The organism is Pseudonocardia humida, from assembly GCF_023898865.1.
Lineage (GTDB): Bacteria > Actinomycetota > Actinomycetes > Mycobacteriales > Pseudonocardiaceae > Pseudonocardia > Pseudonocardia humida.
This window is the reverse complement of record NZ_JAGSOV010000046.1, coordinates 86672-109918: the sequence shown is the minus strand read 5'-3', so window position 1 is coordinate 109918 and position 23247 is coordinate 86672. Positions and strand designations below refer to the sequence as shown.

21 protein-coding genes are annotated in these 23247 nt (G+C 74.3%); 5 read left to right on the top strand and 16 right to left on the bottom strand.

Annotated features, from left to right (window positions below; genetic code table 11):
• Window positions 1-5: 5 nt before the first annotated feature.
• Entirely contained in the window at window positions 6-218 is a 213-nt protein-coding gene (locus KDL28_RS22460) for a MerR family transcriptional regulator (protein WP_252441439.1), read from the bottom strand.
• 222 nt (window positions 219-440) lie between these two features.
• On the bottom strand, window positions 441-1373 hold the full coding sequence (locus tag KDL28_RS22455) for an EamA family transporter (RefSeq protein ID WP_252441438.1): 933 nt from the start codon (window positions 1371-1373) through the stop codon (window positions 441-443).
• A 71-nt stretch (window positions 1374-1444) separates the two neighbouring features.
• Between KDL28_RS22455 and KDL28_RS22450 the strand changes: the two genes are divergently transcribed.
• The gene (locus KDL28_RS22450; RefSeq protein ID WP_252441516.1) at window positions 1445-2356 is read left to right on the top strand and encodes a LysR family transcriptional regulator; all 912 of its coding nucleotides are present in this window, start codon (window positions 1445-1447) and stop codon (window positions 2354-2356) included.
• A gap of 20 nt (window positions 2357-2376) precedes the next feature.
• Here the strand turns inward: KDL28_RS22450 and KDL28_RS22445 are convergent, their stop codons facing one another.
• Complete coding sequence (locus KDL28_RS22445) at window positions 2377-3405, bottom strand: alpha/beta fold hydrolase (RefSeq protein ID WP_252441437.1); 1029 nt, start codon at window positions 3403-3405, stop codon at window positions 2377-2379.
• Window positions 3402-3896, bottom strand: a complete 495-nt coding sequence (locus KDL28_RS22440; protein ID WP_252441436.1) for an anthrone oxygenase family protein — start codon at window positions 3894-3896, stop codon at window positions 3402-3404. The genes KDL28_RS22445 and KDL28_RS22440 overlap by 4 nt, the downstream gene beginning before the upstream one ends.
• A 65-nt stretch (window positions 3897-3961) precedes the next feature.
• Here KDL28_RS22440 and KDL28_RS22435 point away from each other — a divergent pair, with 65 nt between their 5' ends.
• On the top strand, window positions 3962-6994 hold the full coding sequence (locus KDL28_RS22435) for an ATP-binding protein (protein WP_252441435.1): 3033 nt from the start codon (window positions 3962-3964) through the stop codon (window positions 6992-6994).
• 30 nt (window positions 6995-7024) lie between these two features.
• Here the strand turns inward: KDL28_RS22435 and KDL28_RS22430 are convergent, their stop codons facing one another.
• Genes KDL28_RS22430 through uvrB form a run of 3 tightly spaced genes read right to left on the bottom strand, consistent with a single transcriptional unit; the run spans window position 7025 to window position 10924 of the window.
• On the bottom strand, window positions 7025-7363 hold the full coding sequence (locus KDL28_RS22430; RefSeq protein WP_252441434.1) for an MmcQ/YjbR family DNA-binding protein: 339 nt from the start codon (window positions 7361-7363) through the stop codon (window positions 7025-7027).
• A complete protein-coding gene (locus KDL28_RS22425; protein ID WP_252441433.1) occupies window positions 7360-8694 on the bottom strand; it encodes a glycosyltransferase 87 family protein in 1335 nt (444 codons plus the stop codon). The genes KDL28_RS22430 and KDL28_RS22425 overlap by 4 nt, the downstream gene beginning before the upstream one ends.
• Window positions 8695-8746: 52 nt before the next feature.
• On the bottom strand, window positions 8747-10924 hold the full coding sequence (gene uvrB, locus KDL28_RS22420; protein WP_308216044.1) for an excinuclease ABC subunit UvrB: 2178 nt from the start codon (window positions 10922-10924) through the stop codon (window positions 8747-8749).
• 85 nt (window positions 10925-11009) lie between these two features.
• On the opposite strand from uvrB, the gene KDL28_RS22415 reads away from it, so the two are divergent.
• Window positions 11010-11525: a ribonuclease FAU-1 family protein gene (locus KDL28_RS22415; protein WP_252441432.1), complete on the top strand. Its 516-nt coding sequence runs from the start codon at window positions 11010-11012 to the stop codon at window positions 11523-11525.
• A gap of 18 nt (window positions 11526-11543) precedes the next feature.
• Here the strand turns inward: KDL28_RS22415 and KDL28_RS22410 are convergent, their stop codons facing one another.
• The 5 genes from KDL28_RS22410 to rpsA all read right to left on the bottom strand — a co-directional run bounded on the left by KDL28_RS22410 (window position 11544) and on the right by rpsA (window position 16864).
• Window positions 11544-12269 carry a hypothetical protein gene (locus KDL28_RS22410; RefSeq protein WP_252441431.1) on the bottom strand — a complete coding sequence of 242 codons (726 nt, stop codon included), beginning with the start codon at window positions 12267-12269 and terminating at the stop codon, window positions 11544-11546.
• Window positions 12266-13003 (bottom strand): RNA polymerase sigma factor, encoded by a 738-nt coding sequence (locus KDL28_RS22405; RefSeq protein ID WP_252441430.1) that lies wholly within the window; start codon window positions 13001-13003, stop codon window positions 12266-12268. The genes KDL28_RS22410 and KDL28_RS22405 overlap by 4 nt, the downstream gene beginning before the upstream one ends.
• 273 nt (window positions 13004-13276) lie before the next feature.
• Window positions 13277-14470, bottom strand: coding sequence for a dephospho-CoA kinase (coaE, locus tag KDL28_RS22400; RefSeq protein ID WP_252441429.1), 1194 nt, complete (start codon window positions 14468-14470; stop codon window positions 13277-13279).
• Between the two features lie 26 nt (window positions 14471-14496).
• Complete coding sequence (locus KDL28_RS22395) at window positions 14497-15120, bottom strand: hypothetical protein (RefSeq protein ID WP_252441428.1); 624 nt, start codon at window positions 15118-15120, stop codon at window positions 14497-14499.
• 271 nt (window positions 15121-15391) lie between these two features.
• Window positions 15392-16864 carry a 30S ribosomal protein S1 gene (gene rpsA / locus KDL28_RS22390; RefSeq protein ID WP_252441514.1) on the bottom strand — a complete coding sequence of 491 codons (1473 nt, stop codon included), beginning with the start codon at window positions 16862-16864 and terminating at the stop codon, window positions 15392-15394.
• A gap of 280 nt (window positions 16865-17144) precedes the next feature.
• Between rpsA and KDL28_RS22385 the strand changes: the two genes are divergently transcribed.
• Together KDL28_RS22385 and KDL28_RS22380 are read left to right on the top strand one after the other, a co-directional pair.
• On the top strand, window positions 17145-17960 hold the full coding sequence (locus KDL28_RS22385; protein WP_252441427.1) for a class I SAM-dependent methyltransferase: 816 nt from the start codon (window positions 17145-17147) through the stop codon (window positions 17958-17960).
• Window positions 17961-18341: 381 nt separating this feature from the next.
• Window positions 18342-18731 (top strand): hotdog fold thioesterase, encoded by a 390-nt coding sequence (locus KDL28_RS22380; RefSeq protein WP_252441426.1) that lies wholly within the window; start codon window positions 18342-18344, stop codon window positions 18729-18731.
• A 22-nt stretch (window positions 18732-18753) separates the two neighbouring features.
• Here the strand turns inward: KDL28_RS22380 and KDL28_RS22375 are convergent, their stop codons facing one another.
• The 4 genes from KDL28_RS22375 to KDL28_RS22360 all read right to left on the bottom strand — a co-directional run bounded on the left by KDL28_RS22375 (window position 18754) and on the right by KDL28_RS22360 (window position 23170).
• Window positions 18754-19476, bottom strand: coding sequence for an ABC transporter ATP-binding protein (locus KDL28_RS22375; RefSeq protein WP_252441425.1), 723 nt, complete (start codon window positions 19474-19476; stop codon window positions 18754-18756).
• 70 nt (window positions 19477-19546) lie between these two features.
• Window positions 19547-20401, bottom strand: a complete 855-nt coding sequence (locus KDL28_RS22370; protein ID WP_252441424.1) for an ABC transporter ATP-binding protein — start codon at window positions 20399-20401, stop codon at window positions 19547-19549.
• A gap of 70 nt (window positions 20402-20471) precedes the next feature.
• On the bottom strand, window positions 20472-22241 hold the full coding sequence (locus tag KDL28_RS22365) for a branched-chain amino acid ABC transporter permease (protein WP_252441423.1): 1770 nt from the start codon (window positions 22239-22241) through the stop codon (window positions 20472-20474).
• On the bottom strand, window positions 22238-23170 hold the full coding sequence (locus KDL28_RS22360; RefSeq protein ID WP_252441422.1) for a branched-chain amino acid ABC transporter permease: 933 nt from the start codon (window positions 23168-23170) through the stop codon (window positions 22238-22240). Before KDL28_RS22360 ends, KDL28_RS22365 begins: the two co-directional genes overlap by 4 nt.
• Window positions 23171-23247: the final 77 nt, after the last annotated feature.

The following is a 23247-nucleotide window of genomic DNA, read 5'->3' as shown; positions in this document are numbered from 1 at the left end:
GCGCGTCAGGTCGGTTCCTCGTCGGTGCGCTCCCGCTGGGCGATGGCGCGCAGCTGCGCTCGGACGTCGGACTCCACCCACCGCGCCTGTCCCCCGACCGTCAGCAGCTCGGGTGTGATCCACCCTTCCTGCCGCCAGCGCTGCAGTGTCCGGGCCGCGATGTTGAGCCGACGGGCCAGCTGAGCCGTCGTGAGCAAGCTGGGTCGTTCGTCGGGCACGGGTATCACCCTATGTGGCTACCCGGCGACAGTGTCGCGTCCAGACGGCAATGAACCGCAACAAGACCGAAGAGCGCCGGAACGGCTCAGCGCCCCTGCGCCAAAGCGCGCACACCGGGTGCGCTCGACGTCGTCACGAAGGCGCTGACCGAAAGGTCGGGCAGCACCCGGTGCAGCGGGGAGGCCGCGCGGCGCCGCTCGCCACAAGGCCGCGGGCGCGCCCTACGGCCTGGCCGCCACCACCGCGACGGCCTCGGCCGGACCCGGCCGGGCGGGGCGGGCCCGCGGGGTGCCGAGCAGTACCCCGCCCACGATCACCGCGGCGGAGACCAGCTCGACGGCGCTGGGCCGCTCCCCCAGCGCCACCGCGGCCGTCGCCATCCCGACCACGGGCACCAGCAGCGAGTACGGCGCCACCACGCCGGCCGGGTGGCGGCGCATCAGCACCGTCCAGATGCCCGAGCCGACCAGCGTGCCCAGCAGCACGGTGTAGGCCAGGCCCAGCAGCCCCGGCACCCCGGCCGGGGTGACGGCCGCGGCGAACGCGGTCGCCCAGGCGGCAGGCCCCTCGACGAACCACGACGCCGCCAGCATCGGCAGCGGCGGCACCACCGACATCCACAGCACCAGGTGCATGGGGTTGACCGGGCCGCGGGCGTCGCGCAGGGCGAGGCGGTTGGCCAGGTTGCCGATCGCCCAGCCCAGCGCGCCCAGCAGGGTCAGCACGACGGGCAGCAGCGCCGCGGTCTGCGCCCTGGCCACCGCGATCGCGCCCAGCCCGAGGACCGCCAGCCCGATCCCGACGGCCTGCCGGGGGGCCAGCCGCTCGCGCAGCAGCACGGCGCCCAGCAGCACCGTGAACGGCGCCGAGGCCTGCAGCACCAGCGACGCCAGCCCGGTCGGCATCCCGACCCGCATCGCGATGTAGAGGAACAGGAACTGCAGCGTGCCGAACCCGGCGCCGTAGGCCAGCAGCCAGCGCAGGGGGACCGCCGGGCGCGGCACCAGCAGCACCGCGGGCACGGCGATGACCAGGAACCGGACCGCGGCCAGCAGCAGCGGCGGCCAGTGCTCGAGGCTGGTGTGGATGGCGAGGAAGTTGACGCCCCACAGCACGGCGACGAAGCAGGCGAGCAGGCGGTCCCGGGTGGTCACCACCCCACGTTGCGCCGCGCGCACTGCGAAGACAATCGACAAAGTCTTCAGGGTCTCTTTAGATGAGCTGCATGGACGTCCAGCGGCTGCGGGTGCTGCGCGAGCTGGCCGACCGCGGTTCGGTGACGGCGGTCGCGGCGGCGCTGTCCTTCACCCCCTCGGCCATCTCCCAGCAGCTGCGGGCGCTGGCCGACGAGGTCGGCGTGGCGCTCACCGAGCCTGCCGGGCGCGGGCTGCGGCTGACCGAGGCCGGGCGGCTGCTGGCGGCCGAGGCCGAGGCCGTGCTGACCGCGCTGGCCCGGGCCGACGCCGTGGTCGACCGGCTGCGCACGACCCCGCGCGGGCTGGTCCGCACCGCGATGTTCCCGTCCGGGGCCCGGATGATGCTGGCCGGGCTGCTGACCCGGATCGCCGGCGCGCCCGACGTCGACCTGCAGTGCCGCGACGTCGACCTCACCCCCACGTCCGTGCTCGCGCTCAGCGCCGACTTCGACGTCGTGGTCAGCCACCGCGACGAGGCGATGGCCGGTCCCTACGCCGACTCCCGGCTGGTCGTGCCGCTGCTGCGCGAGCCGCTCGACGTCGTGCTGCCCCCCGGCCACCCGCTGGCCCGGCGCCGGCGGCTGCGCCTGGACGAGCTTTCCGACCAACCGTGGATCAGCGTCGAGGTCGGCTGGCCGGTCGACGACGTCCTGCGCACCATCGCACTGCGCACCGGGGCGTCGCCGCGGGTGGTGCAGCGCATCAACGACTTCTCCGTGACCGAGGAGCTGGTCGCGGCCGGGCACGGGATCGCCCTGCTGCCGCACTACTCGACCGACGACCGCGGCGGCCGGCGGCTGGTGCGCAGACCGCTGGCCGGGGTGCGGGCCGCCCGGCTCATCGAGGCCGTGGTGCGGCCCAGCACCGCCGAGCGCCCGGCCGTGCGGGCCGTCCTCGACGCGCTGCGCGCCGAGGCCGCGGCGGTCGTCGCCCGCGGCTGACCGGCGCCCACCCGGTGCGGTCAGGGTCGGTGGACGTCGAGGAAGGCGCCGACCGCGGACCGGGCGGAGGCGGCCGAGGGCCCGAGCCAGAAGCCGAGGTGGTCGTCGTCGGGCAGCCAGAGGTGCTCGGCGCCGGGGATGGTGGCGGCGGCGTGCTCGCCGTCGGCGAAGGGCACGTCGCCGTCCCGGGTGCCGTGCACGACCAGCGTCGGGGCGGTGATCCGGTCCAGCGGCAGCGGAGCGCGGGCCAGCTCGGCGTCGTTCGCGGTGCCGGGCCGCCGCTCCGCGTACGGGAAGGTGGTGCCCAGCATCGCCGCGAAGAACTCCCGCACCGGCGGCGTGTCCATGACGTACGCCGTCCGCGCGGCCTTCTGCTCGTCGGTGAACGTGCTGGTCTCGTCCAGGGTGCCGGCCAGCACGGTGCGCGGGGAGAGCTCGGCGGTGAGGCGCACCAGCTTCTGGCCGACGGTGCTCATGAACACCGCCCGCACCGGGCTCGACGGGCCGCCGGGCGGCTTCGACCGGCTGGTGCCGCCCACCGCGACCAGCCCCCACACCCGGTCCGGGTGGCGGGCGGCGAACGCGTAGGCCACCGGGGCGCCCGCGGACGCGGCGAACACGCCGACCCGGTCGACGCCCAGCTCGTCCAGCAGCGCGACGAGCAGGTCGGCCTGCTCCTCCAGCGTCCGGCCGCTGTCCAGCGGGGTGCCGAGGTACCCCGGCCGGGACGGGCTGAGGATCCGGTAGCCCGCGGGGCGCAGCCAGTCGGCGAACAGCCGCGCCTGGTCGGCGCCGCCCGCTCCGGCGTGCACGGACAGCACCACCGGCCCGTCGGCACCGGCCAGGTCGTACTCGACGGGCCCCAGTCGGGTCTGCGCGGTGCGCAGGTCGAGTTGGACCCCGGGCAGCAGCTCGCGGCGCGGGCCGGTGTCGACCCCGCCGTCCCACACCAGCAGCGCCGCCACCGCCAGCACCGGCACGCCGACGAGCACCGCGAGCCCGCCGACCAGGAACCGGCGCACCCGTCGCGGCACGCGGACCGCTCTCACCGCGACACCTCCACCGGCCGCGGTGCGCGTGCCAGCGCCAGCGCGACCACGAGCACGGCGAACGCGGTCACCGCGGTGGCCAGTCGGACGTCGTTGAGGATCCCCCAGTACCGCCGCCGCTCGGCGAAGTCGGGGGTCGGGCCGGTGGCCAGCCACGCGCGCACCTCGTCGTTCACCGGGACGTTGCCGAAGCGGGTGACCGCCGCCGTGACCGCGTTCAGCACCACTGCGGCCAGCGCGGCGGCGCGCAGCCGCCCCCGAGCGGCGACCGCCAACCACACCGCCCCGGCGAACGCCACACCCATCAGCACCGGCATGACCACGCCGTTCGCCGCGAACAACGCGACCCGGAATGTGAGGTGGACGTCGAGCGGCACCGCGTCGAAGGTCGGCACGACGTTCACCCGCCCGTAGGACAGCGCCCCGGCCAGCAGGCCCACCGGCACCAGCGCGACCACCGCGGCGACCCGGACGTTCGCAGTTCGTTCCATGGGCTCCAGGCTGGCGGGCACCGCACACGGATCGCACACATCGACCGGCCTGGCAGAGTGGCCGCGTGCAGGTGGGCATCCTCGGACCGCTGGAGGTCCGGGCGGCGGGCACCGCGGTGGCGCTGCGCGGAGCGCGGATGCGCACGCTGCTGGCCCGCCTCGCGCTCGACGCCGGGCGCACGGTGCCGGTGAGCGCGCTCGCGGACGCGCTCTGGCCGACCCGGACCGACGCCCGGCACGCGCTGCACTCGCTGATGACCCGGCTGCGCGACGCGCTGCCCGCGCCCGAGGCGGTGCGCACCCTGCCCGGCGGCTACCGGTTGGACCTGCCGCCGGACGCGGTGGACGCCGTCCGCTTCGAGCAGCTGGCCCGGGCCGGGCGGGACGCGCTGCGCACCGGCCGCTCCGCCGGCGCGGTCGAGCACCTGCGCGCGGCGCTCGAGCTGTGGCGCGGCGACGCGCTGGCCGACCTCCCGGACGTCCCGTTCGCGGTGGCCGCCGCGGCCCGGCTCGACGAGCTGCGCCGCACCGCCCGCGAGGACCGCGCCGAGGCCGAGCTGCGGACCGGGGCCGACCCCGCCGGGGTGGTCGCCGAGCTGCACGCGCTCACCTCGGCCCACCCGACCCGGGAGCGGGCCCACGCCCTGCTGCTGCGCGCCCTGCACGCGGACGGGCGCACGGCCGAGGCGCTCGACCACTACGCCCGGCTGCGCACCGCGCTCGCCGACCGGCTGGGCGCCGACCCGTCCCCCGAGCTGCGCGCCGCGCACCTCGCCGTGCTGCGCCCCGAGCGCCCCCGCCCCCGGCTCCCCGTGCCGCTGACCAGCTTCGTCGGCCGGGAGGCCGAGCTGGCGCTGATCGCCGGACGGCTCGCCGACCACCGGCTGGTCACGCTGACCGGACCGGGCGGGGCGGGCAAGACCCGGCTGGCCGTCGCCGCGGGCACCGACCGGGCCGGCGGCGCGGTGCTGGTGGAGCTGGCCGGGCTGCGCGACCCGGACGGCGTCGGCCCGGCCGCGCGCGCCGCGCTCGGCACAACCGCGGCGGATGTCCTGCTCGTGCTGGACAACGCCGAGCACCTCCTCGACCCGGTCGCCGCCGTGGTCGAGGAACTGCTCCACCGGCACCCGGGGCTGCGGGTGCTGGTGACCTCCCGGGAGCCGCTGGGGACGGCGGGCGAAGCCCTGGTGCCGGTGCCGCCGCTGCCCGTCCCCCCGGCGGGCGCGCCGCTCGCGGAGCTGGCGGCCAGTCCGTCCGTGCGGTTGTTCGCCGACCGGGCCGCCGCCGCGAACCCGGCCTTCGCGCTGACCCCGACGAGCACCGCCGGGGTGGCCGAGCTCTGCCGGCGGCTGGACGGCCTGCCGCTGGCCATCGAGCTGGCCGCGGCGCGGGCGCGGTCGGTCCCGGTCGAGCACCTGGCCACCGTGCTCGACGACCGGTTCGCCGTGCTCACCACCGGCGCCCGCACGGCGCCGCCCCGCCACCGCACCCTGGCCGCGGTCGTCGCCTGGAGCTGGGACCTGCTCGACGACGACGAGCGCGCGCTGGTCGAGGCCCTGTCCGCGTTCCCCGGGACGATCACCCCGACGGCCGCCGAGCACGTCGGGCGGCCGTCCGCGCCGGTCCGGGCGCTGCTGGCCGCGCTGGTGGACAAGTCGCTGCTGCAGCCGGCGGCCGGGGCGGAGGTGCGCTACCGGATGCTGGAGACGATCCGCGAGTACGGCGCGCACCGGCTCGCCGACCGGGCGCACGCCGCCCGGGCCGCGCACGCCCGGTACTTCCTGCAGACCGCCGAGGCGGCCGTGCCCGAGCTGCGCGGCCCCGACCAGCTGCGGCGCCTGCCCGCCCTGCTGGCCGACCGCGAGAACCTGCTGGGCGCCCTGCGGTTCGCCGTCGACGCCGGCGACGTCGACACCGCCGTCCGGCTGGCGTCGGCGATGTCGTTCCCGCTCACCCTGCACGGCGACCACACGGAGGCCGCGCGGCTGCTGCGGGCCGCGCTCGACCTGCCCGGCGCGGCGTCCGCCCGGGGGTACTCGGCGGCGGTGGCCGGCTACTTCCTCAACTCGCTGCTGGCCGGGACCACCCCGGCCGGGCTCGACCGGTTCCGGCCCGCCGCCGGCACCGACCACCCGTCCGCGTACGCGATCGGGCCGCTGCTGGCGGCGCTGTCGGGCGACTCCGGCGGTGCGGAGCTGCCCGCCACCCCGCCGTCGCGGACCACCCCGTGGGGCCGGGCGCTGTACTGGCTGCTGCGCGCGCTGGTGCGCGACCACGGCGGCGACCTCCGCCGCAGCGCGGACGACCTGGCCACCGCGGCCGACCGGTTCGCCGCCGTGGGCGAGCGCTGGGGGCTGGCCACCGCCCTGACCCGCCTCGCCGCCGCCCGCCTGCGGCTCGGCGACCCGGACGGTGCGATCGACGCGCTGCGCCGGGCCCGCGCACCGGCCGCCGAGCTGGGCCGGGACGACCGGCAGCGGATCTGGCTGGCCACCGCCCACGAGCACGCCGGCGAACCGGGCGCGGCCCTCGCGGAGCTCGCCGCCGTCCTCGCCGGGGCACCCGCGCCGCACGACATCGCCCAGGCGCACCTCCGCCGGGGCGACCTGCACCGCCGCGGCGGCGACCTCGCCGCCGCCGACCGCGAGTACACCGACGCCGAGCGGGCCGCGGCGCTCAACGGCGAGCCCGGCCGCCCGTTCCGCAGCGCCCACCACACCGCCCGCGCGCACCTCTCGCTCGCCCGCGCCGCGGCGGCCGCCCCGGCGGAGCGCGCGGCGCTGCTCGTCGCGGCGGCCACCGACCTGCGGGCCGCGCTGGACGCCGCGCCCGACCACGCCGCCCTGGCCGACACCGGCGTCGCGGGCGCCGCGCTGCACCGGGCCCGGGGCGAGCCCGTCGCCGCGGCCGCGACCCTCGGCGCCGCCCACCGCATCCGCGGCGCGGCCGACCCGCTGCACCCCGACGTGGTGGCCCTGACCCGCGACCTGCGCCGGGCGATGGGCGAGGGCTTCGACACGGCCTACGACCGGGCCCGCCGCCTCGACGGCCCCGCCGCCACCGCCCTGCTCACCCGTGCGGTCGCGCCGACGCGCTGACCGCTGCCCCGACCCGCGGGAGCCGAGCCGCTACGTCGGGCGCAGCCGCTTGGGCAGCTTCGCCACGATCGCGTCGTAGGAGGCGTCGACCAGCTCGCGCAGCTCGTCGTCGTCGATGGCGCCGTCCAGCTCGATCCGGTTCCAGCCGTGCTGCCCGATGTAGGCCGACTTGGACACCGAGCCGGGGAAGCGGTGGCGCAGCTCGGCGGCCTCGTCGGCGTCGCGGCCGCACTTGACGCCCAGGCCCCCGCTGCCGAGGAACGCGAAGATCTTGCCGCCGACCTTGGCGACCGTGTCGCCCTCCCACGGCTCGTCCGGGACGGCGCCCGGCTTGGCCAGGCAGTAGGCGACGACCTCGTCGTGGGTCATCGGGTGGTGTCCGGGGTGGGCCCGGCGGCGGGGTCGTCGGCCCGGCCGGCCGGCAGGCCGACCCGGACCAGCACGAACAGCAGCACCGTGAACCACACGTAGGTGCTGCCCAGGACCTGGTCGGTCGTGCTCCAGGTGAGCTCGACGCTGCCGGCGCGGGGCAGCCACTGGTGCGGGGCCAGCACGAACACCGCCGCGGTGAGGACGGTGGCCGCGGCCCACACCGCCGAGCGCCGCTGCCACGCCGTGGCCGCCATGACCAGCAGCGCGGGGGCGATCCACACCCAGTGGTGCGACCACGACGTCGGCGAGACCAGCAGCGCGACCCCGGCGGTGGCCATCAGGGCCAGCGGGGCGTCGGCCCGGCGGATGACCGGCAGGGCGACCGCGAGCAGCGCGGCGCTGAGCAGCAACCAGCCCGCGGTCAGCGGAAGGCCGTCGACGCCCGCGCGGACCAGCACCGCCTCGAAGGTCTGGTTGGTGAAGAACGGGGAGCCGCTGACGCCGCCGGTCGGGTTGTCCAGCCAGAACGTCCAGGACTGCCCCGGCGCCACCACGAACCCGACCACGGTGGCCACGACCCCGGTGACGGCGGCGGTGACCGCGGCCCGGTAGTCGCGGCGGACCAGGAAGTACAGCACGAACGCGGCGGGCGTCAGCTTGATCGCCGCGGCCAGCCCGACCAGCAGCCCGCGCCGCCAGCGCGGCCGCGCGACCAGGCAGTCGGCGGCGACGAGGGCCATCAGCAGCAGGTTGACCTGGCCGAACTCGATCGTCTGCATGATCGGTTCGAGGCTGAGGGTGGCCCGCTGGATGCCCTCGATCGGGCGCTCGAAGTCGATGGCCCGGCCCGGCTCGACCAGCAGGCAGAGCGGCAGCGCGAGGGAGGCCACCGACAGCGCCCCGCCCGGGCCGCCCCCGGGCCACAGCCTTCGGGCCACCACGTAGAGGGTGGCCCCGAGGGCCGCGGTGGACAGCGCGAGCAGCGCGACCCACGACGCCGTCCACGGCACGACGGCCAGCGGCACCATCAGCACCGCCGCGAACGGCGGGTAGATGAACGGCAGCGCGATGTGCCCCGAGGTCTCCGGGAGCGGACCGTAGAGGTCGCCACCGGCCAGCCAGGCCTGCACGCCGAAGCGGTAGACCTCCAGGTCGATGTGGCGACCGCCGGTGTGCACGACGACCCCGGCCAGTGCCAGCGCCAGCAGCGGCACCGCGACCAGCAGCACGCGGCGCGGCCGGCGCAGCAGCGCGAGCGCGTACCGCTCGGCCCGGGAGCGGGCGGCGGGCACCACGGTCACGCTGTTCGCCTCCTCCACGCTCGACACGGATCCCAGCTCACGGTAGCCGCAGGGTCCGGCGCCCGACCGGGCGCCCCGGTCAGCGCACGCCCGCGGCGTCCATCCCGCGCAGCTCCTTCTTCAGGTCGGCGATCTCGTCGCGCAGCCGGGCGGCCAGCTCGAACTGCAGGTCGCGCGCGGCCGCCATCATCTGGTCGGACAGCTGCTGGACCAGGTCGGCCAGCTCGGCGCGGGGCATGGTCGAGGTGTCGCGCCCGGAGACCACCCCGGAGCTGGCCCGGCCCGGCTCCCCCGCGGCGCGCTTGCCGCGCGACTGGTTGCGACCCGACCCGCCGACCGGCACCGCGTCCTCGTCGGCCTCCCGGTAGACCTGGTCGAGGATGTCGGCGATCCTCTTGCGCAGCGGCTGCGGGTCGATCCCGTGCGCGGTGTTGTAGGCGATCTGCTTGGCCCGGCGGCGGTCGGTCTCGTCGATGGCGTGCCGCATCGAGTCGGTGATCTTGTCGGCGTACATGTGCACCTCACCGGACACGTTGCGCGCCGCGCGGCCGATGGTCTGGATCAGCGACGTGCCCGAGCGCAGGAAGCCCTCCTTGTCGGCGTCGAGGATGGCCACCAGCGACACCTCGGGCAGGTCGAGGCCCTCGCGCAGCAGGTTGATGCCGACCAGCACGTCGTACTCGCCCAGGCGCAGCTGGCGCAGCAGTTCGACGCGGCGCAGCGTGTCGACCTCGGAGTGCAGGTAGCGCACCCGGATGCCCAGCTCCAGCAGGTAGTCGGTGAGGTCCTCGGCCATCTTCTTGGTCAACGTGGTGACCAGGACGCGCTCGTCGCGCTCGGTGCGCAGCCGGATCTCGTGGATGAGGTCGTCGATCTGGCCCTTGGTCGGCTTGACCACGACCTGCGGGTCGACCAGGCCGGTGGGCCGGATGACCTGCTCGACGAACTCCCCTCCGGTGCGGGCGAGCTCGTAGGGGCCCGGGGTGGCCGACAGGTAGACGACCTGGCCGATCCGGTCGGCGAACTCCTCCCAGGTCAGCGGGCGGTTGTCGACCGCGGACGGGAGCCGGAAGCCGAACTCGACGAGGTTGCGCTTGCGGGACATGTCGCCCTCGTACATGCCGCCGATCTGCGGCACGGTGACGTGCGACTCGTCGATGACCAGCAGGAAGTCCTCGGGGAAGTAGTCGATCAGGGTGGCCGGCGCCGAGCCCGGACCGCGGCCGTCGATGTGGCGGGAGTAGTTCTCGATGCCCGAGCAGAACCCGACCTGGCGGATCATCTCGATGTCGTACTGGGTGCGCATGCGCAGCCGCTGCGCCTCGAGCATCTTGCCCTGGCGCTCGAACTCGGCCAGCCGCTCCTCCAGCTCCGCCTCGATCTGCTGGACCGCCTTCTCCATGCGCTCCGGGCCGGCGACGTAGTGCGTGGCCGGGAAGATCCGCACGTCGTCGACCTGGCGGATGATGTCGCCGGTGAGCGGGTGCAGGTAGTGCAGCGCCTCGATCTCGTCGCCGAAGAACTCGATGCGGACCGCCAGCTCCTCGTAGGCCGGGATGATCTCGACCGTGTCGCCGCGGACGCGGAACGTGCCGCGGTTGAAGGCCATGTCGTTGCGCGTGTACTGCACGTCGACCAGTGCACGCAGCAGCTGGTCGCGGTCCACCGCGTCCCCGACCGCGAGCTTGACCGAACGGTCGAGGTAGGACTGCGGCGTGCCCAGGCCGTAGATGCACGACACCGACGCGACCACCACCACGTCCCGGCGGGAGAGCAGGTTGGACGTGGCCGCGTGGCGCAGGCGCTCGACGTCCTCGTTGATCGAGGAGTCCTTCTCGATGTAGGTGTCGGTCTGCGCGATGTAGGCCTCGGGCTGGTAGTAGTCGTAGTACGAGACGAAGTACTCGACGGCGTTGTTGGGCAGCATGTCGCGCAGCTCGTTGGCCAGCTGGGCGGCCAGCGTCTTGTTCGGGGCCATGACCAGCGTGGGCCGCTGCAGCTTCTCGATCAGCCAGGCCGTGGTGGCCGACTTGCCCGTCCCGGTGGCGCCCAGCAGCACGACGTCCTGCTCGCCCGCGGTGATGCGCTTCTCCAGCTCGGCGATCGCGGCCGGCTGGTCGCCCGCGGGCTTGTGGTCGCTGACCACCTCGAAGCGCCCGCCGGTGCGCGGGATCGCACCCACCGGACGGAACTCCGAGTGGGCGACGGGCACGTCCTGCTGCGCCGCGCTGCCGGGGACCTCTGTCGCGAATGCCACGGCTCCAGGGTACGAGCCGCGACCGACACTTTGCGCCGGACGCGTCTCGGGGTGCGGGCCGGGGCCGGTCTGCCACCATCTGCCGATGCATCCGCCGAAGCGCGCCACCTTCGACGTCCCGGCCATGGTCAACATCGACACCAAGGGCGAGCGGCGGATCGTCGACGAGTACCGGGTCACCGAGTTCGGCCTGTACATGAGCCGGGCGATGGTGAACCGGCCCACGTCCACCTGGGTGGAGTCGTGGCTGCTGCCCGAGCTCGGGGTGTGCGTCACCGACTGGTGGTGGAGCCCGGGCCACGAGCGCCGGCAGGACTACTACCTCGACATCTGCGAGATCGTCGTCGACGGCGGGCGCTGGCTGCTCACCGACCACTACCTCGACATCGTGGTCCGCACCCGGCAGGAGGCCGTGGTGATCGACGTCGACGAGTTCGTGGCCGCCGTGGCGCTCGGCCTGCTCGACCCGCCGGTGGCGGAGGTGGCGATGCACCGCACCCACCGCGCCGTCGACGGCCTGGCCGCGCACGGCCACGACCTGGACCGCTGGCTGGGCGGCATGGGGATCGAGCTGGCCTGGAAGCGGCCCCGCCGCGGCTGAGCGCGGGGCCGCCCGGGCTCAGGGCGTCGCCGTGCCCGCCTGGTCGGTGGTCGTGCCCGCGGTCGTGGTGCCCGTCGAGGTCCCCGGCGTCGTGCTGCCGGTGGTCGTCCCACCGGTCGTCGTGTCGGGGCGCTGGGTGCTGGTGCCCGTCTCGCCGCCCTCGGTGTCGTCGTCATCGTCGTCCGGCGTCGTGGTGCCGCCGCCCGGCGTGGTCGTGCCCGGGGTGCTCGGCTCCGTCGTGACCGGCGGGTCCGTGGTGACCGGGGGCTGCGTGATCGGCGGCGGGAGCGTGGCCACCGGGGGCGGCGTCGGGACGACCGGGGGTGGCGTCGGCACGACGACCGGCGGCGGGGGCGGCGCCTCGGTGGTGCGGGCGGGCGCGACGGCCTTCGGCTTCGGCGCGGGCGCCTCCTGCTTCTTCTCCTCGACGACGGGCGCCGGCTCGACCGGCGCCTCGGTGGGGGCGTCGGTCGTGGTCAGGGGCTGCTCGACCGGGGGCGCCGCCGGCACCACCGCCGCCACCGGCTCCGCCTCCGGCGCGAACAGGCCCAGCTGCGCGACCGCGGTGACCCCGCCCAGCGCCCCGACCGTGACCACCGCCGCGGCGGCGGCCGTGGTGGTGCGGTTGAGCGCGCTCGCCCGGCGGATCACCGAGTCGACGGGGGGAAGGGTGACGGCCGCGGCCAGCTCGTCGTCGAGCCGCCGGAACTCCTCGCTCACCCGGCTGCTGGATGGCTGACTCACCGCTGCTCCTCACCCTGGTCGGGGTCGTACTCGTCCTCGTACCGGTCGACGAGGTCGGGGAGGGCGCGCCCGACGAGGTGCGCGGCCCTGGCCAGCCGGACGCTGACGCTGCCCGGCGAGGACCGCTCGACCACCGCGATCTCCGCGATCGACCAGCCCACCATGTGGTGCAGCACGATCGCGCGGCGTTCGGCGATCGGGAGCCGGGCGAGCGCGGACAGCAGGGCCGCCGTGCGCGGCTCGACCGCGTCGTCGCCGATCGGCTTCGGACGCCCGAAGCCCACCCGGGCCAGGGTGCGCCGCCAGCTGCGGATGGTCGAGCGGACCGCGACCCGCCGGATCCACTCCGAGGGGTCGCGCAGCCTGCCGACGGTGGCCCACTGCCGCCAGGCCCGCGAGTACGCGTCCTGCACGACCTCGTGCGCCTCGCCCGAGTTCAGCGTGATCGCGAACAGCTGGGCGACCAGCCGCTGGTAGTTGTCCTCGAAGTGGGCGCCGAAGTCGGAGCGCAGCTGCGCCCGGCTCAGCGGCCCCCGGCGCGGCCGCCCGGACATCGGCGCGGCCACGGTGAGGTCCTGGTCGCCGTAGTCGTCGGCGTAGTCGTCGGCGTAGTCGTCGCCGTAGTCGTCCTCGTAGCCGCCGGCATAGGGGGCCGCGGCGCCGCCGTAGACGTCGTAGCCGGGGGCGGCGGACCGCAGGGGACCGGAGGCGACGGACGCGCGTCGGTCGACCACTGCTCCCACCCCCTGCCCTTCATCCGTCCGCACCGGCGACCCGATTCTGCCGTGGATCACTCGATCGGAGGTCTGCCCACCTCGACCATCGTGATACGGCTTCGACGCGTTACCGCGAAACCCGGGTCGGCGACCGTTCATCGGATAGGCCACAACCGGGTGACAAGGTCCGTGGTACCACGGCGCGGCGCGGGGCGGCCACGCCATCGGGGTAACGAACGGCGGGCGGGCCCGGTGCGGCTGCGGACGCGTGCCACGGCCCGGATCCGGGTCCTAGGGGGCGGGCGTCCAGCCGGTCGCCGACGCCCATCCCTCGGCCCTGGGCAGCGCGGCGTCGAACCAGGGCTCCTTGTCCTCCGCGTAGCCGCCGGCGTCCGGGTCGCCGCGGTGGCGCTCGGCCAGCGCGCGCTTCTCGGCGAGGTACTCGTCGCGCGCGACGGGGTCTGCGCGCAGCCAGTCGCGGAACAGCAGCGCGAAGCGCCACCCCGGAGAACCGACCTCGCGGACGTGCAGGTGCACGACCCGGCCCGGGTCGGCGGACCCGTGGTAGCGCTTCGGCCACGGGGCGGAGCCCGCGGGCTTCGGGCGGTCGGAGTCGATGTCGGGCCGGTGCGGGAACCCGGCGTCCTGCAGCGCGTCGCGCACGGCGTCGGCGTCGGCCAGCGACCCCACCCCGAGCTGCAGGTCGATGACGTCCTTGGCCGCCAGGCCGGGCACCGCCGTGGAGCCGGTGTGGCTCACCCCGCGCCCGCGCTCCCCCGCGGCCGCCGCGACCCGCGCGACCAGCCGCCGCCCCTCGGCCGCCCACTCCGGGTCGGGGTCGGCCAGGCGCGCCGGGCCGCCACGGACCGGGCGGCGCAGCCGGAGGTTCTCCTCGAAGGGGACCAGCCTCGCGTCCCACAGCACGTCGACCGCGGCGCGCAGGGCGTCCCGGTCGCCGGAGTTGTCCAACCAGACGTCCGCGGCGGCGCGGCGCTGCTCGTCGGTGGCCTGCACGGCGATCCGGGCCATGGCGTCGGCCTCCGGCATCCCGCGCAGCTCGACGAGCCGGCGGACCCGCTCCTCGACGTCGGCGTGCACGACCAGCACGAGCGCGAAGAAGGCGGCCATGCCGCCTTCGACCAGCAGCGGGATGTCCTGGACGACGACCGCCTCCGGGGGCGCGGCGGCGATCAGCTCCTCGGTGCGCAGGCGCACCCGCGGGTGGATGATCCCGTTGAGCCGCGCTCGCGCCCCGTCGTCGCCGAAGACGACCCCGGCCAGCGCGGGCCGGTCGAGCTCGCCGTCCGGGCCCAGGACGCCCTCGCCGAAGGCCGCGACCACCTCGGCCAGCCCGTCGGTCCCGGCCGCCACCACCTCGCGGGCCAGCGCGTCGGCGTCGACGAGCACCGCGCCGCGCTCGACGAGCCGGCGCGCCACCGTCGACTTGCCCGATCCGATCCCCCCGGTCAACCCCACCCTCAGCACGCGGCGAAGGCTACTGTCCGGCCGGCTCAGGGCGCGTCGGGCACCTTCGCCTGCGCCGTCGACGGGGGCGCCACCACCCCGGCGCCGCCGTCGACGGCGGCCAGCACGCGCAGCGCGAGGTCGACCAGCGCCTCGCCCGCCGTGCGCTCCACCGGGAGCTTGCGGGCCGGGAGCACGAAGGCCAGGTTGTGGATGCCGTACACGACCCGCAGCACCGCGTCCGAGCGGCGCTGCACCAGCACCGCCGACGCGCTGCCGATCGACATCTCGGTGCGGTCGCCGTCCTCGGCGTCGGAGTTGACCCGCCACTGCGCGGTGGCGGCCTCGGCGTCGGTGTAGGCGGAGACGTCCAGCTGGAGCAGCCTGCCCTTGACCGAGCCCTGGCCGGTGTAGTCGCAGGCCACCCGCTCCGTCCGACCGACCGAGGGCGACCCGACGTGCTGGGTGGTGCGCACGGCCACCGAGTCGAGCGGGAGCCCCAGCAGGGCGTTCAGGTCGGCGGCGGCGATCAGCCTGGTGCAGTCGTCCGGGACGGCGCCGTCGTCCTCGGTCGAGCCGCCGCCGGCGACCTCGGCCGCCGCCGCGGGATCGGCGAAGGTGGGCACGCTGGGCCCGGTCCGGTCGGCGCCGCAGGCGCTGAGAACAAGCATTAGCCCGAGGGCGAGAGCCGCCGATCGGCCGAATGCCACGCTCATGGGTACACGGTAGTGGGCCCTGGGCGGTGTGCATCACCAGCCCACGTGTGCGTCACCGGTTCGGAGCACAACCGTGACCTGGCCTCGCGCGTCTCTCCGAGAACGGCCGCGCTGCGATCGCCGTGCGGCGGCCGCGAGAGGTGGCGGGAACCCGCCACCGCCCTGGTCCCGGACGCCGGACGGCCCCGGCGACCAGTGGTCGTCGGGGCCGTCGCGGGTGCTGGGATCAGGCGCCGCCGGAGAGCTTCTCCCGCAGCGCGGCCAGCTGCTCGTCGCTGGCCAGCGAGCCACCGGTGGTCTCGGTGGTCGCGCCGCCCGCGGTGGAGGAGTAGTTGGTCCCCCCGCCGTCCGCGGCCGCCTCGGCCTCCGCCTCGGCCGACTTGCGGATCTGCGCGATGTGCTGCTCGTAGCGGGAGTGCGCCTCGGCGTACTCCTTCTCCCACGCCTCGCGCTGGGACTCGAAGCCCTCCTGCCAGTCGCCGGTCTCGACGTCGAAGCCCTCGGGGTAGATGTAGTTCCCCTGGTCGTCGTACTCGGCGGCCATGCCGTAGCGGGTCGGGTCGAACTCGGTGTCGACCGTCATGCCCTCGTTGGCCTGCTTGAGCGACAGCGAGATGCGGCGCCGGTCGAGGTCGATGTCGATGACCTTGACCATGGCGTCGTCGCCGACCTGGACGACCTGCTCCGGGATCTCCACGTGGCGCTCGGCCAGCTCGGAGATGTGGACCAGGCCCTCGATGCCCTCCTCGACGCGGACGAAGGCGCCGAACGGGACCAGCTTGGTGACCTTGCCCGGGACGATCTGGCCGATCGCGTGGGTCCGGGCGTAGAGCCGCCACGGGTCCTCCTGCGTCGCCTTGAGCGACAGCGAGACCCGCTCGCGGTCGAGGTCGACGTCGAGGACCTCGACGGTGACCTCCTGGCCCACCTCGACGACCTCGGAGGGGTGGTCGATGTGCTTCCAGGACAGCTCGGAGACGTGCACCAGACCGTCGACGCCGCCGAGGTCGACGAACGCACCGAAGTTGACCACCGAGGAGACGACGCCCTTGCGGACCTGGCCCCGGGCGAGCTGGTTGAGGAACTCGCTGCGGACCTCGGACTGCGTCTGCTCCAGCCAGGCCCGGCGGGACAGGACCACGTTGTTGCGGTTCTTGTCCAGCTCGATGATCTTGGCCTCGATCTTGCGGCCGACGTAGGGCTGCAGATCGCGGACGCGGCGCATCTCGACCAGCGACGCGGGCAGGAAGCCGCGCAGGCCGATGTCGAGGATCAGGCCGCCCTTGACGACCTCGATGACCGTGCCCTCCACGGGCTCGTCGGCCTCCTTGAGGGCCTCGATCGTGCCCCAGGCGCGCTCGTACTGCGCGCGCTTCTTGGACAGGATCAGGCGACCCTCCTTGTCCTCCTTCTGGAGGACGAGGGCCTCGACGAACTCGCCGACCGAAACCACCTCGGCGGGATCGACATCGTGCTTGATCGACAGCTCCCGAGAGGGGATGACACCCTCGGTCTTGTAGCCGATGTCGAGCAGGACCTCGTCCCGGTCCACCTTGACGATGGTCCCCTCGACGATGTCGCCATCGTTGAAGTACTTGATGGTCTGGTCGATGGCGGCGAGGAAATCCTCCTCCGACCCGATGTCGTTGACGGCAACCTGGGGCGTCGTGGTCGGGGCGGCGGTGGTGTCGGTGGACATGTAGTGGGGTGCTCCGGTCATGGATGGTCTGGTGGTACGAATCTGGTGGTGTACGTCTGGTGACGTGATGCTCTGAACCCTTGCTTACCGTGCCGAGTGGTACTCCTAGATCGCGCGATCCGTGGCCGACCGGCTGTGACGTGCCCGGACGTCGACCACAGCGCGCCACCCATGCTACGCGGGCACAGATCGGCAGGGCAATGCGGGTGCACGTCGCCAGCAGCCACGATTCGGCCACGACCGCGGATCACTGATCCGGAGCTTGCAGGGGGTAACGCGGATGAGCGCCGAGCAATTCCTGGGCACGACCGGCGTCGTGCGCCGCCCGGTCGACGGGCCGGAGTCCGAACGGGCCAGCCGGGCCTGGTGGGACGCCGACGCCGCGGACTACCTCGCCGAGCACGGCCGCGACATCGGCGACGTCGACTTCGTCTGGTGCCCCGAGGGCCTGCGGGAGGCCGACGCCCGGCTGCTCGGCGACGTGGCGGGCGCCCGGGTGCTGGAGGTCGGCTGCGGATCGGCGCCGTGCGCGCGCTGGCTGTCCGCGGCGGGCGCGTCGGCGGTGGCGCTCGACCTGTCCGGCCAGATGCTGCGCCACGCCGCCGAGCTCGGCGAGTCGACCGGCGTGCGGGTGCCGCTGGTGCAGGCCGGGGCCGAGCGGCTGCCGTTCGCCGACGCCACGTTCGACGTCGCCTGCTCCGCCTTCGGCGCCGTGCCCTTCGTCGCCGAGCCGGAGCGGGTCATGCGGGAGGTCGCGCGCGTGCTGCGCCCGGGCGGTCGCTGGGTGTTCGCGGTCAACCACCCGATGCGCTGGATGTTCTCCGACGACCCCGGCCCCGACGGCCTGGTGGTGCAGCAGTCCTACTTCGACCGCACCCCCTACGTCGAGGTCGACGACGCCGGCCGGGCCACCTACGTCGAGCACCACCGCACCCTGGGCGACCGGATCCGCGACGTCGTGGCCGCCGGGCTGGTGCTCGACGACCTCGTGGAGCCGGAGTGGCCGGAGGGCCGGGAGCTGGTGTGGGGGCAGTGGTCGCCGCTGCGGGGCGGCTACTTCCCGGGCACGGCGATCTTCCGCACGCACCGCCCCTGAGGCTCGGTCCTGGGGGCTCTTCTGCCTCCGGCGGACCCGCTCCGGGTGCGAGGCGTCCGGGCTGTCCTCGCAGAGGCGACGAGGTCCGCGCAGGGGCCACCGCACCTGTGAGGACCACACAGGGTCTGCGAGGAGCTCCGGACGGTGCTCGGGGGAGATCAACGCGGTCGAGATCCGGGCCGCTGATCATGATCAACGCCGTCGAGTGGCGCACCAGCGGGCTTCTGCCGTCCGGCGAGCCCGCTGATGTACCACTCGCGCCGGTGGACACCGCCGCCGGAGGCTCGACGACGAGCTTCCCGAACCCGAGCCGGACCACGGCCCCCGGCGACACCGGCATAGGGTCCGGCTGTGCCGATCGACCCCTCCGCCCTCCCCCCGATGAGCCGAGTCGAGCAGCTCGCCGACAAGCTCGGGATCGAGCTCGTCTCGCTCAGCCACGACGAGGTGGTCGGGACGATGCCCGTCGAAGGCAACCGGCAGCCGTTCGGGCTGCTGCACGGCGGCGCCAGCGGCGTGCTCGCCGAGACGCTCGGGTCGACGCTGGCGGCGCTGCACTCGCTGCCCGAGCGGTTCCCCGTCGGGCTGGAGCTGGCCTGCACCCACCACCGGTCGGCGACCTCGGGGCTGGTCACCGGGGTGGCGCGGCCGCTGCACGTGGGGCGCAGCACCTCGACGTCGGAGATCGTGGTCAGCGACGAGGAGGGCAGGCGGATCTGCACCGCCAAGCTCACCTGCCTGCACCGCGACACCCGGCCGGACGGCTGGTAGCCCCCCGGCCGGGTCGCCGGTCCTACCCGGTGACGCCCTCGCCGAGGTAGGCCTCCTGCACGCGGGGGTCGGCCAGCAGCTCGCGGCCGGTGCCCGACAGGGTGGTGCGGCCCAGGTCGATGACGTAGCCGTGGTCGGACAGCGCCAGCGCGGAGAGCGCGTTCTGCTCGACCAGCAGCACGGTCGTGCCCTCCTCGCGCAGTTCCTGGACGGTGGTGAAGATCTGCTGGGTCATGATCGGCGAGAGCCCCATGGACGGCTCGTCGAGCATGAGCAGCTTGGGCTGCGACATCAGCGCCCGGCCGATGGCCAGCATCTGCTGCTCGCCGCCGGAGAACAGGCCCGCCTTGTTGCGCCGCCGCTGCCCCAGCACCGGGAACATGTCGTAGATCCGGTCGAGGTCGGCGACGATGCCCGCCTCGTCGTGGCGCGAGTAGGCGCCGAGGCGCAGGTTCTCCTCGACCGTCATCCGGGCGAACAGCCGCCTGCCCTCGGGGCTGTGCGACACCCCCAGGCCCAGGATCTCGTGGGCGGGCAGCCGGTGGATCGGCTTGCCGTCGAGCAGGATCTCGCCGGTCACCGGGCGCAGCAGCCCGGAGATCGTGCGCAGCGTGGTGGTCTTGCCCGCCCCGTTGCTGCCGATCAGGCTGACGATCTGGCCCCTCTCGACGCTGAACGTCACGCCGCGGACGGCTTGGATGGCCCCGTACGCGACAGTGAGGTTCCGGACCTCCAAGAAGCTCATCGTCCGCCCTCGCTGACGCTCGGTCGACGCTGCGCGAGCACTGTGTCGAATGGTTCGCTCGCAAGCTCGCTCACGGGTTCTCCTCCGCAGCGTGGATCTGGTGCTCCACCTCGTCGGGCGGGGCGCCGAGGTAGGCCTCGACGACCCGGGGGTCGCCGCGGACCTCGTCGGGCGAGCCCTCGACCAGCAGCTCGCCCTGCACCAGCACGAGCACACGGTCGCACAGGGTGAAGATGAACTTGGTGTCGTGCTCGATGACCACGACGGAGGTGCCCAGGTCGCGGATCCCGAAGATCAGCTGCCGGGTGGCCTCGGTCTCCTGCGCGTTCATGCCGGCCGTCGGCTCGTCCAGCAGCAGCACCGACGGCTCGGTGGCCAGCGCGCGGGCGATCTCCAGCCGGCGCTGGTCGCCGTAGGGCAGGTTGCGCGCGAGCTCGCCGGAGAACCGGGTGAGCCCGACGAACTCGAGCAGCTCGGCGGTGCGCGAGCGCGCCTCGGCCTCGCTGCGCTTGAAGCCCGGCCCGTGCAGCAGCGACGACAGCGGCCCCTGCTTCATCCGCACGTGCCGCCCGACCAGGACGTTCTCCTCCGCGGTCATGCTCGGGAAGAGGCGGATGTTCTGGAACGTGCGGGCGATGCCCCGGTCGGTCACCTTCGCCGGGTCCTGCGGCAGCGGCGTGCCGCGCAGGGCGACGCTGCCCGACGTCGGCGCGTACAGGCCGGTCAGGCAGTTGAAGAAGGTGGTCTTGCCGGCGCCGTTCGGCCCGATCAGGCCGATGATCTCGCCCTCGGACAGCCCGAACGACACGTCGTTCAGCGCCCTCAGGCCGCCGAACTGCATCGTGACGCCGGAGGCGGTCAGCAGCCCCGCTCCCGACGGCGTGCGCGGGGCGGGGGCCTCGGGCATGGCGTGCTTGGCGCTCATCGCTCCCCCTCGCTGCGCTCGGTCGGCAATTCGCGAAGGCGCTGTGTCGATGATTCGCTCGCAAGCTCGCTCACTGGACGGCCACCTTCCCCGTGGCGGTGCCGGTACCCGGGTCCGGCGGTGGCGGCTCGGCCTCGGGCGCCAGCTCGGCGCGCCGGTGCGAGTCGGGCACCAGGCCCTGCGGGCGGAACCGCATGATCAGCACCAGCGCGATGCCGAAGATCAGCAGCCGGTAGTCGGAGAACTCGCGCAGCTTCTCGGGCAGCACGAACAGGATCGACGCACCGAGCACCGCGCCGGGGATGGTGCCCATGCCGCCCAGGATGACCGCGGCCAGCAGGGTGACCGACTCCAGGAACCGGAAGCTCTCGTAGGACACCGTGCCCGTCTTGTGCGCGAAGAACGCGCCGGCCAGCCCGGCCAGCGTGGCGCCGATCATGAAGGCGAGGATCTTCACCGGACCGGTGCGGATGCCCATGGCGCGGGCCGCGTCCTCGTCCTCCCGGATGGCGATCCAGGCCCGGCCCAGCCGCGAGTTCTTCAGGTTGCCGAACACCGCCATGACCGCGGCGACGATCACCACGATCAGGAAGTAGTAGAGGGCGCCCGCGGGCAGCTCCACCGAGCCGACGGTGAGCTTCTCGTTGAACGCCTGGCCGAACGCCGAGACCGGGGGGATGCCCGGGATCGCGTTGGAGCCGCCGGTCAGCCCGCCGATGTTGTTCTGCGAGCTGCGCACGAAGATCTCACCGAAGGCCAGCGTCACGATGGCCAGGTAGTCGCCGCGCACGCGCAGCGTCGGCGAGCCGACGATCGCACCGAAGATGCCGGCGACGACCGCCGAGATGACCATCACCAGCGGGAACGGCAGCACGATGTCGAACCGCGCGGCCGTGGCGCCGGAGAAGTTGGCCGCGACGACCGCCCCGATGCCCAGGAAGGCGACGTAGCCCAGGTCGAGCAGGCCGGCCAGGCCGACCACGATGTTGAGGCCGATCGCGGTCGCGGCGTAGACGCCGATGTTGGCCGCCACCGTCATCCAGTACTGGGTGCCTGCCCCGGTCAGCGGCAGCGCCAGCGCCACCACCAGCAGGACGATCGCGCTGAACGCGCGGTGCCGCTCGGACATCGCGGTGACCCAGGTCAGCACCCCCGCGGCGTGCAGGGCGGCGAGCAGGCCGCCGACCGCTCCGAGGAAGGACAGGAAGACGGCCCCGGAGTACGGGTTGGCGACGCTGCCCTGGCCGCCGCTGGTCAGCACCGCGGCCACCAGCAGGAGCAGCAGCGTGAAGACGACGAGCAGGATCGCCCACTCGGCGTAGCGCCCGAGCGGGCGCCCCCAGCGCAGCTGCTCGCCGAGCCCGCCGGCGAACGCGCCGACCAGCACCAGCGCGCCACCGATCAGCGCGACGATCGCACCGAACGCGACCGCGCCGTCGGCCGCGGTGATCGCGCCGAACCCGCCGCCCAGGACGGTCAGGTAGAGCCCGTTGGCCACGGTGACCGCGACGATCCCCCAGCCCAGCGCGCGCAGGATGCGCCCGCGCGAGGGGAGGGTGCGCACGAACGCCAGCACGAGCGCGACGATGCCGAACACCAGCAGGTGCAGCCGGAACCCGCTGACGCCGAACGGCGCGGTGAAGAACTCCAGGGTGGCCTTCTCCGGGTACGGGCCCTCGTTCAGCACGAAGGTCGCCCAGGGGAGGTAGGCCCCGATCACGGTCAGCAGGCCACCGGCGGCCCGGAGGGCGGTGGCGTACGGCGCGAGCGCGGCGAGGCGCCCGCGCGGCTCGACCGCCGGGCCGGGCTCGGTGACGACGTCCTTCTCCAGGGCGGTCATGCGCGCACCCGCTCGGTCTCGCCGAAGAAGCCCTGCGGCCGGAACACCAGCACCGCGATCAGCACAACGAAGATCCAGACGTAGTCGTAGGCCGTGCCGCCCGGCAGGTACTGGCCGCCGAGCGCTTTGACCAGCCCGATGGCGAACCCGCCCGCGACGGCACCCTTGATGCTGCCGATCCCGCCGAGCACCGCCGCGGTGAAGGCGAAGATGCCGTTCTGGAAGCCGAGGTCGATGTTGGTGAAGCCGAGGTCGACGCCGTTGAGGACGCCGGCCACGCCGGCCAGCGCGGCGCCGAGCACGAAGGTGAGCACGATGACCCGGTCGGGGTCGATGCCCATCAGGCGGGCGACGTCGCGGTCCTGGGAGGTGGCCCGCATCGCGCGGCCCATCCGGGAGTTGTTGACGAAGGTGTTCAGCGCGAACGTCAGCACCAGGGCCACGACGATGATCAGCAGGCCGGTCCAGCGCAGCGGCACCGTGCCGCCGGGCACCGGGATCTCCCAGGTGCCCTCGACGAAGGCCTTGGGGAACGGCAGGGCGGCCGTGGCGCCGGGGTAGAACACGCGCACCGCCTCCTGCAGGGCGACCGAGACGCCCAGGGCGGTGATCAGCGGCGCGAGGCGGGGAGCGTTGCGCAGCGGTCGGTAGGCGAAGCGCTCCATGAGCACCGCCACCCCGACCGACACGGCCGCGCCGGCGATGAGCAGCAGCGGCAGCGCGAAGTACCACTGGTTCTGGATGGCGGTCGGCAGCAGGTAGGTGAACATGGCCAGGCCGCCGTAGGAGCCGATCATGAAGATCTCGCCGTGCGCGAAGTTGATCAGCTGGATGATCCCGTAGACCATCGTGTAGCCGAGGGCGATCAGACCGATCAGCGCGCCGGTCACCAAACCGTTGACGATCTGGGACAACAGGGTGGACAGCAAGGGTGGTGGTCCCTCTCCGCGTGCGCCAGGGGGGCGGGGTGTCCCCCCGCCCCCCTGGCGTCGGTCGTGCAGTTGGA

What these genes read in the sequence shown, in the direction of transcription:
- KDL28_RS22365 (WP_252441423.1), bottom strand. Translation starts at nt 22,241, where the DNA reads ATGACCGCCCTGGAGAAGGACGTCGTCACCGAGCCCGGCCCGGCGGTC.
- KDL28_RS22450 (WP_252441516.1), top strand. Translation starts at nt 1,445, where the DNA reads ATGGACGTCCAGCGGCTGCGGGTGCTGCGCGAGCTGGCCGACCGCGGT.
- KDL28_RS22370 (WP_252441424.1), bottom strand. Translation starts at nt 20,401, where the DNA reads ATGAGCGCCAAGCACGCCATGCCCGAGGCCCCCGCCCCGCGCACGCCG.
- rpsA (WP_252441514.1), bottom strand. Translation starts at nt 16,864, where the DNA reads ATGTCCACCGACACCACCGCCGCCCCGACCACGACGCCCCAGGTTGCC.
- KDL28_RS22430 (WP_252441434.1), bottom strand. Translation starts at nt 7,363, where the DNA reads ATGACCCACGACGAGGTCGTCGCCTACTGCCTGGCCAAGCCGGGCGCC.
- KDL28_RS22375 (WP_252441425.1), bottom strand. Translation starts at nt 19,476, where the DNA reads ATGAGCTTCTTGGAGGTCCGGAACCTCACTGTCGCGTACGGGGCCATC.
- KDL28_RS22380 (WP_252441426.1), top strand. Translation starts at nt 18,342, where the DNA reads ATGAGCCGAGTCGAGCAGCTCGCCGACAAGCTCGGGATCGAGCTCGTC.
- KDL28_RS22415 (WP_252441432.1), top strand. Translation starts at nt 11,010, where the DNA reads ATGCATCCGCCGAAGCGCGCCACCTTCGACGTCCCGGCCATGGTCAAC.
- KDL28_RS22385 (WP_252441427.1), top strand. Translation starts at nt 17,145, where the DNA reads ATGAGCGCCGAGCAATTCCTGGGCACGACCGGCGTCGTGCGCCGCCCG.
- KDL28_RS22395 (WP_252441428.1), bottom strand. Translation starts at nt 15,120, where the DNA reads ATGCTTGTTCTCAGCGCCTGCGGCGCCGACCGGACCGGGCCCAGCGTG.
- KDL28_RS22440 (WP_252441436.1), bottom strand. Translation starts at nt 3,896, where the DNA reads ATGGAACGAACTGCGAACGTCCGGGTCGCCGCGGTGGTCGCGCTGGTG.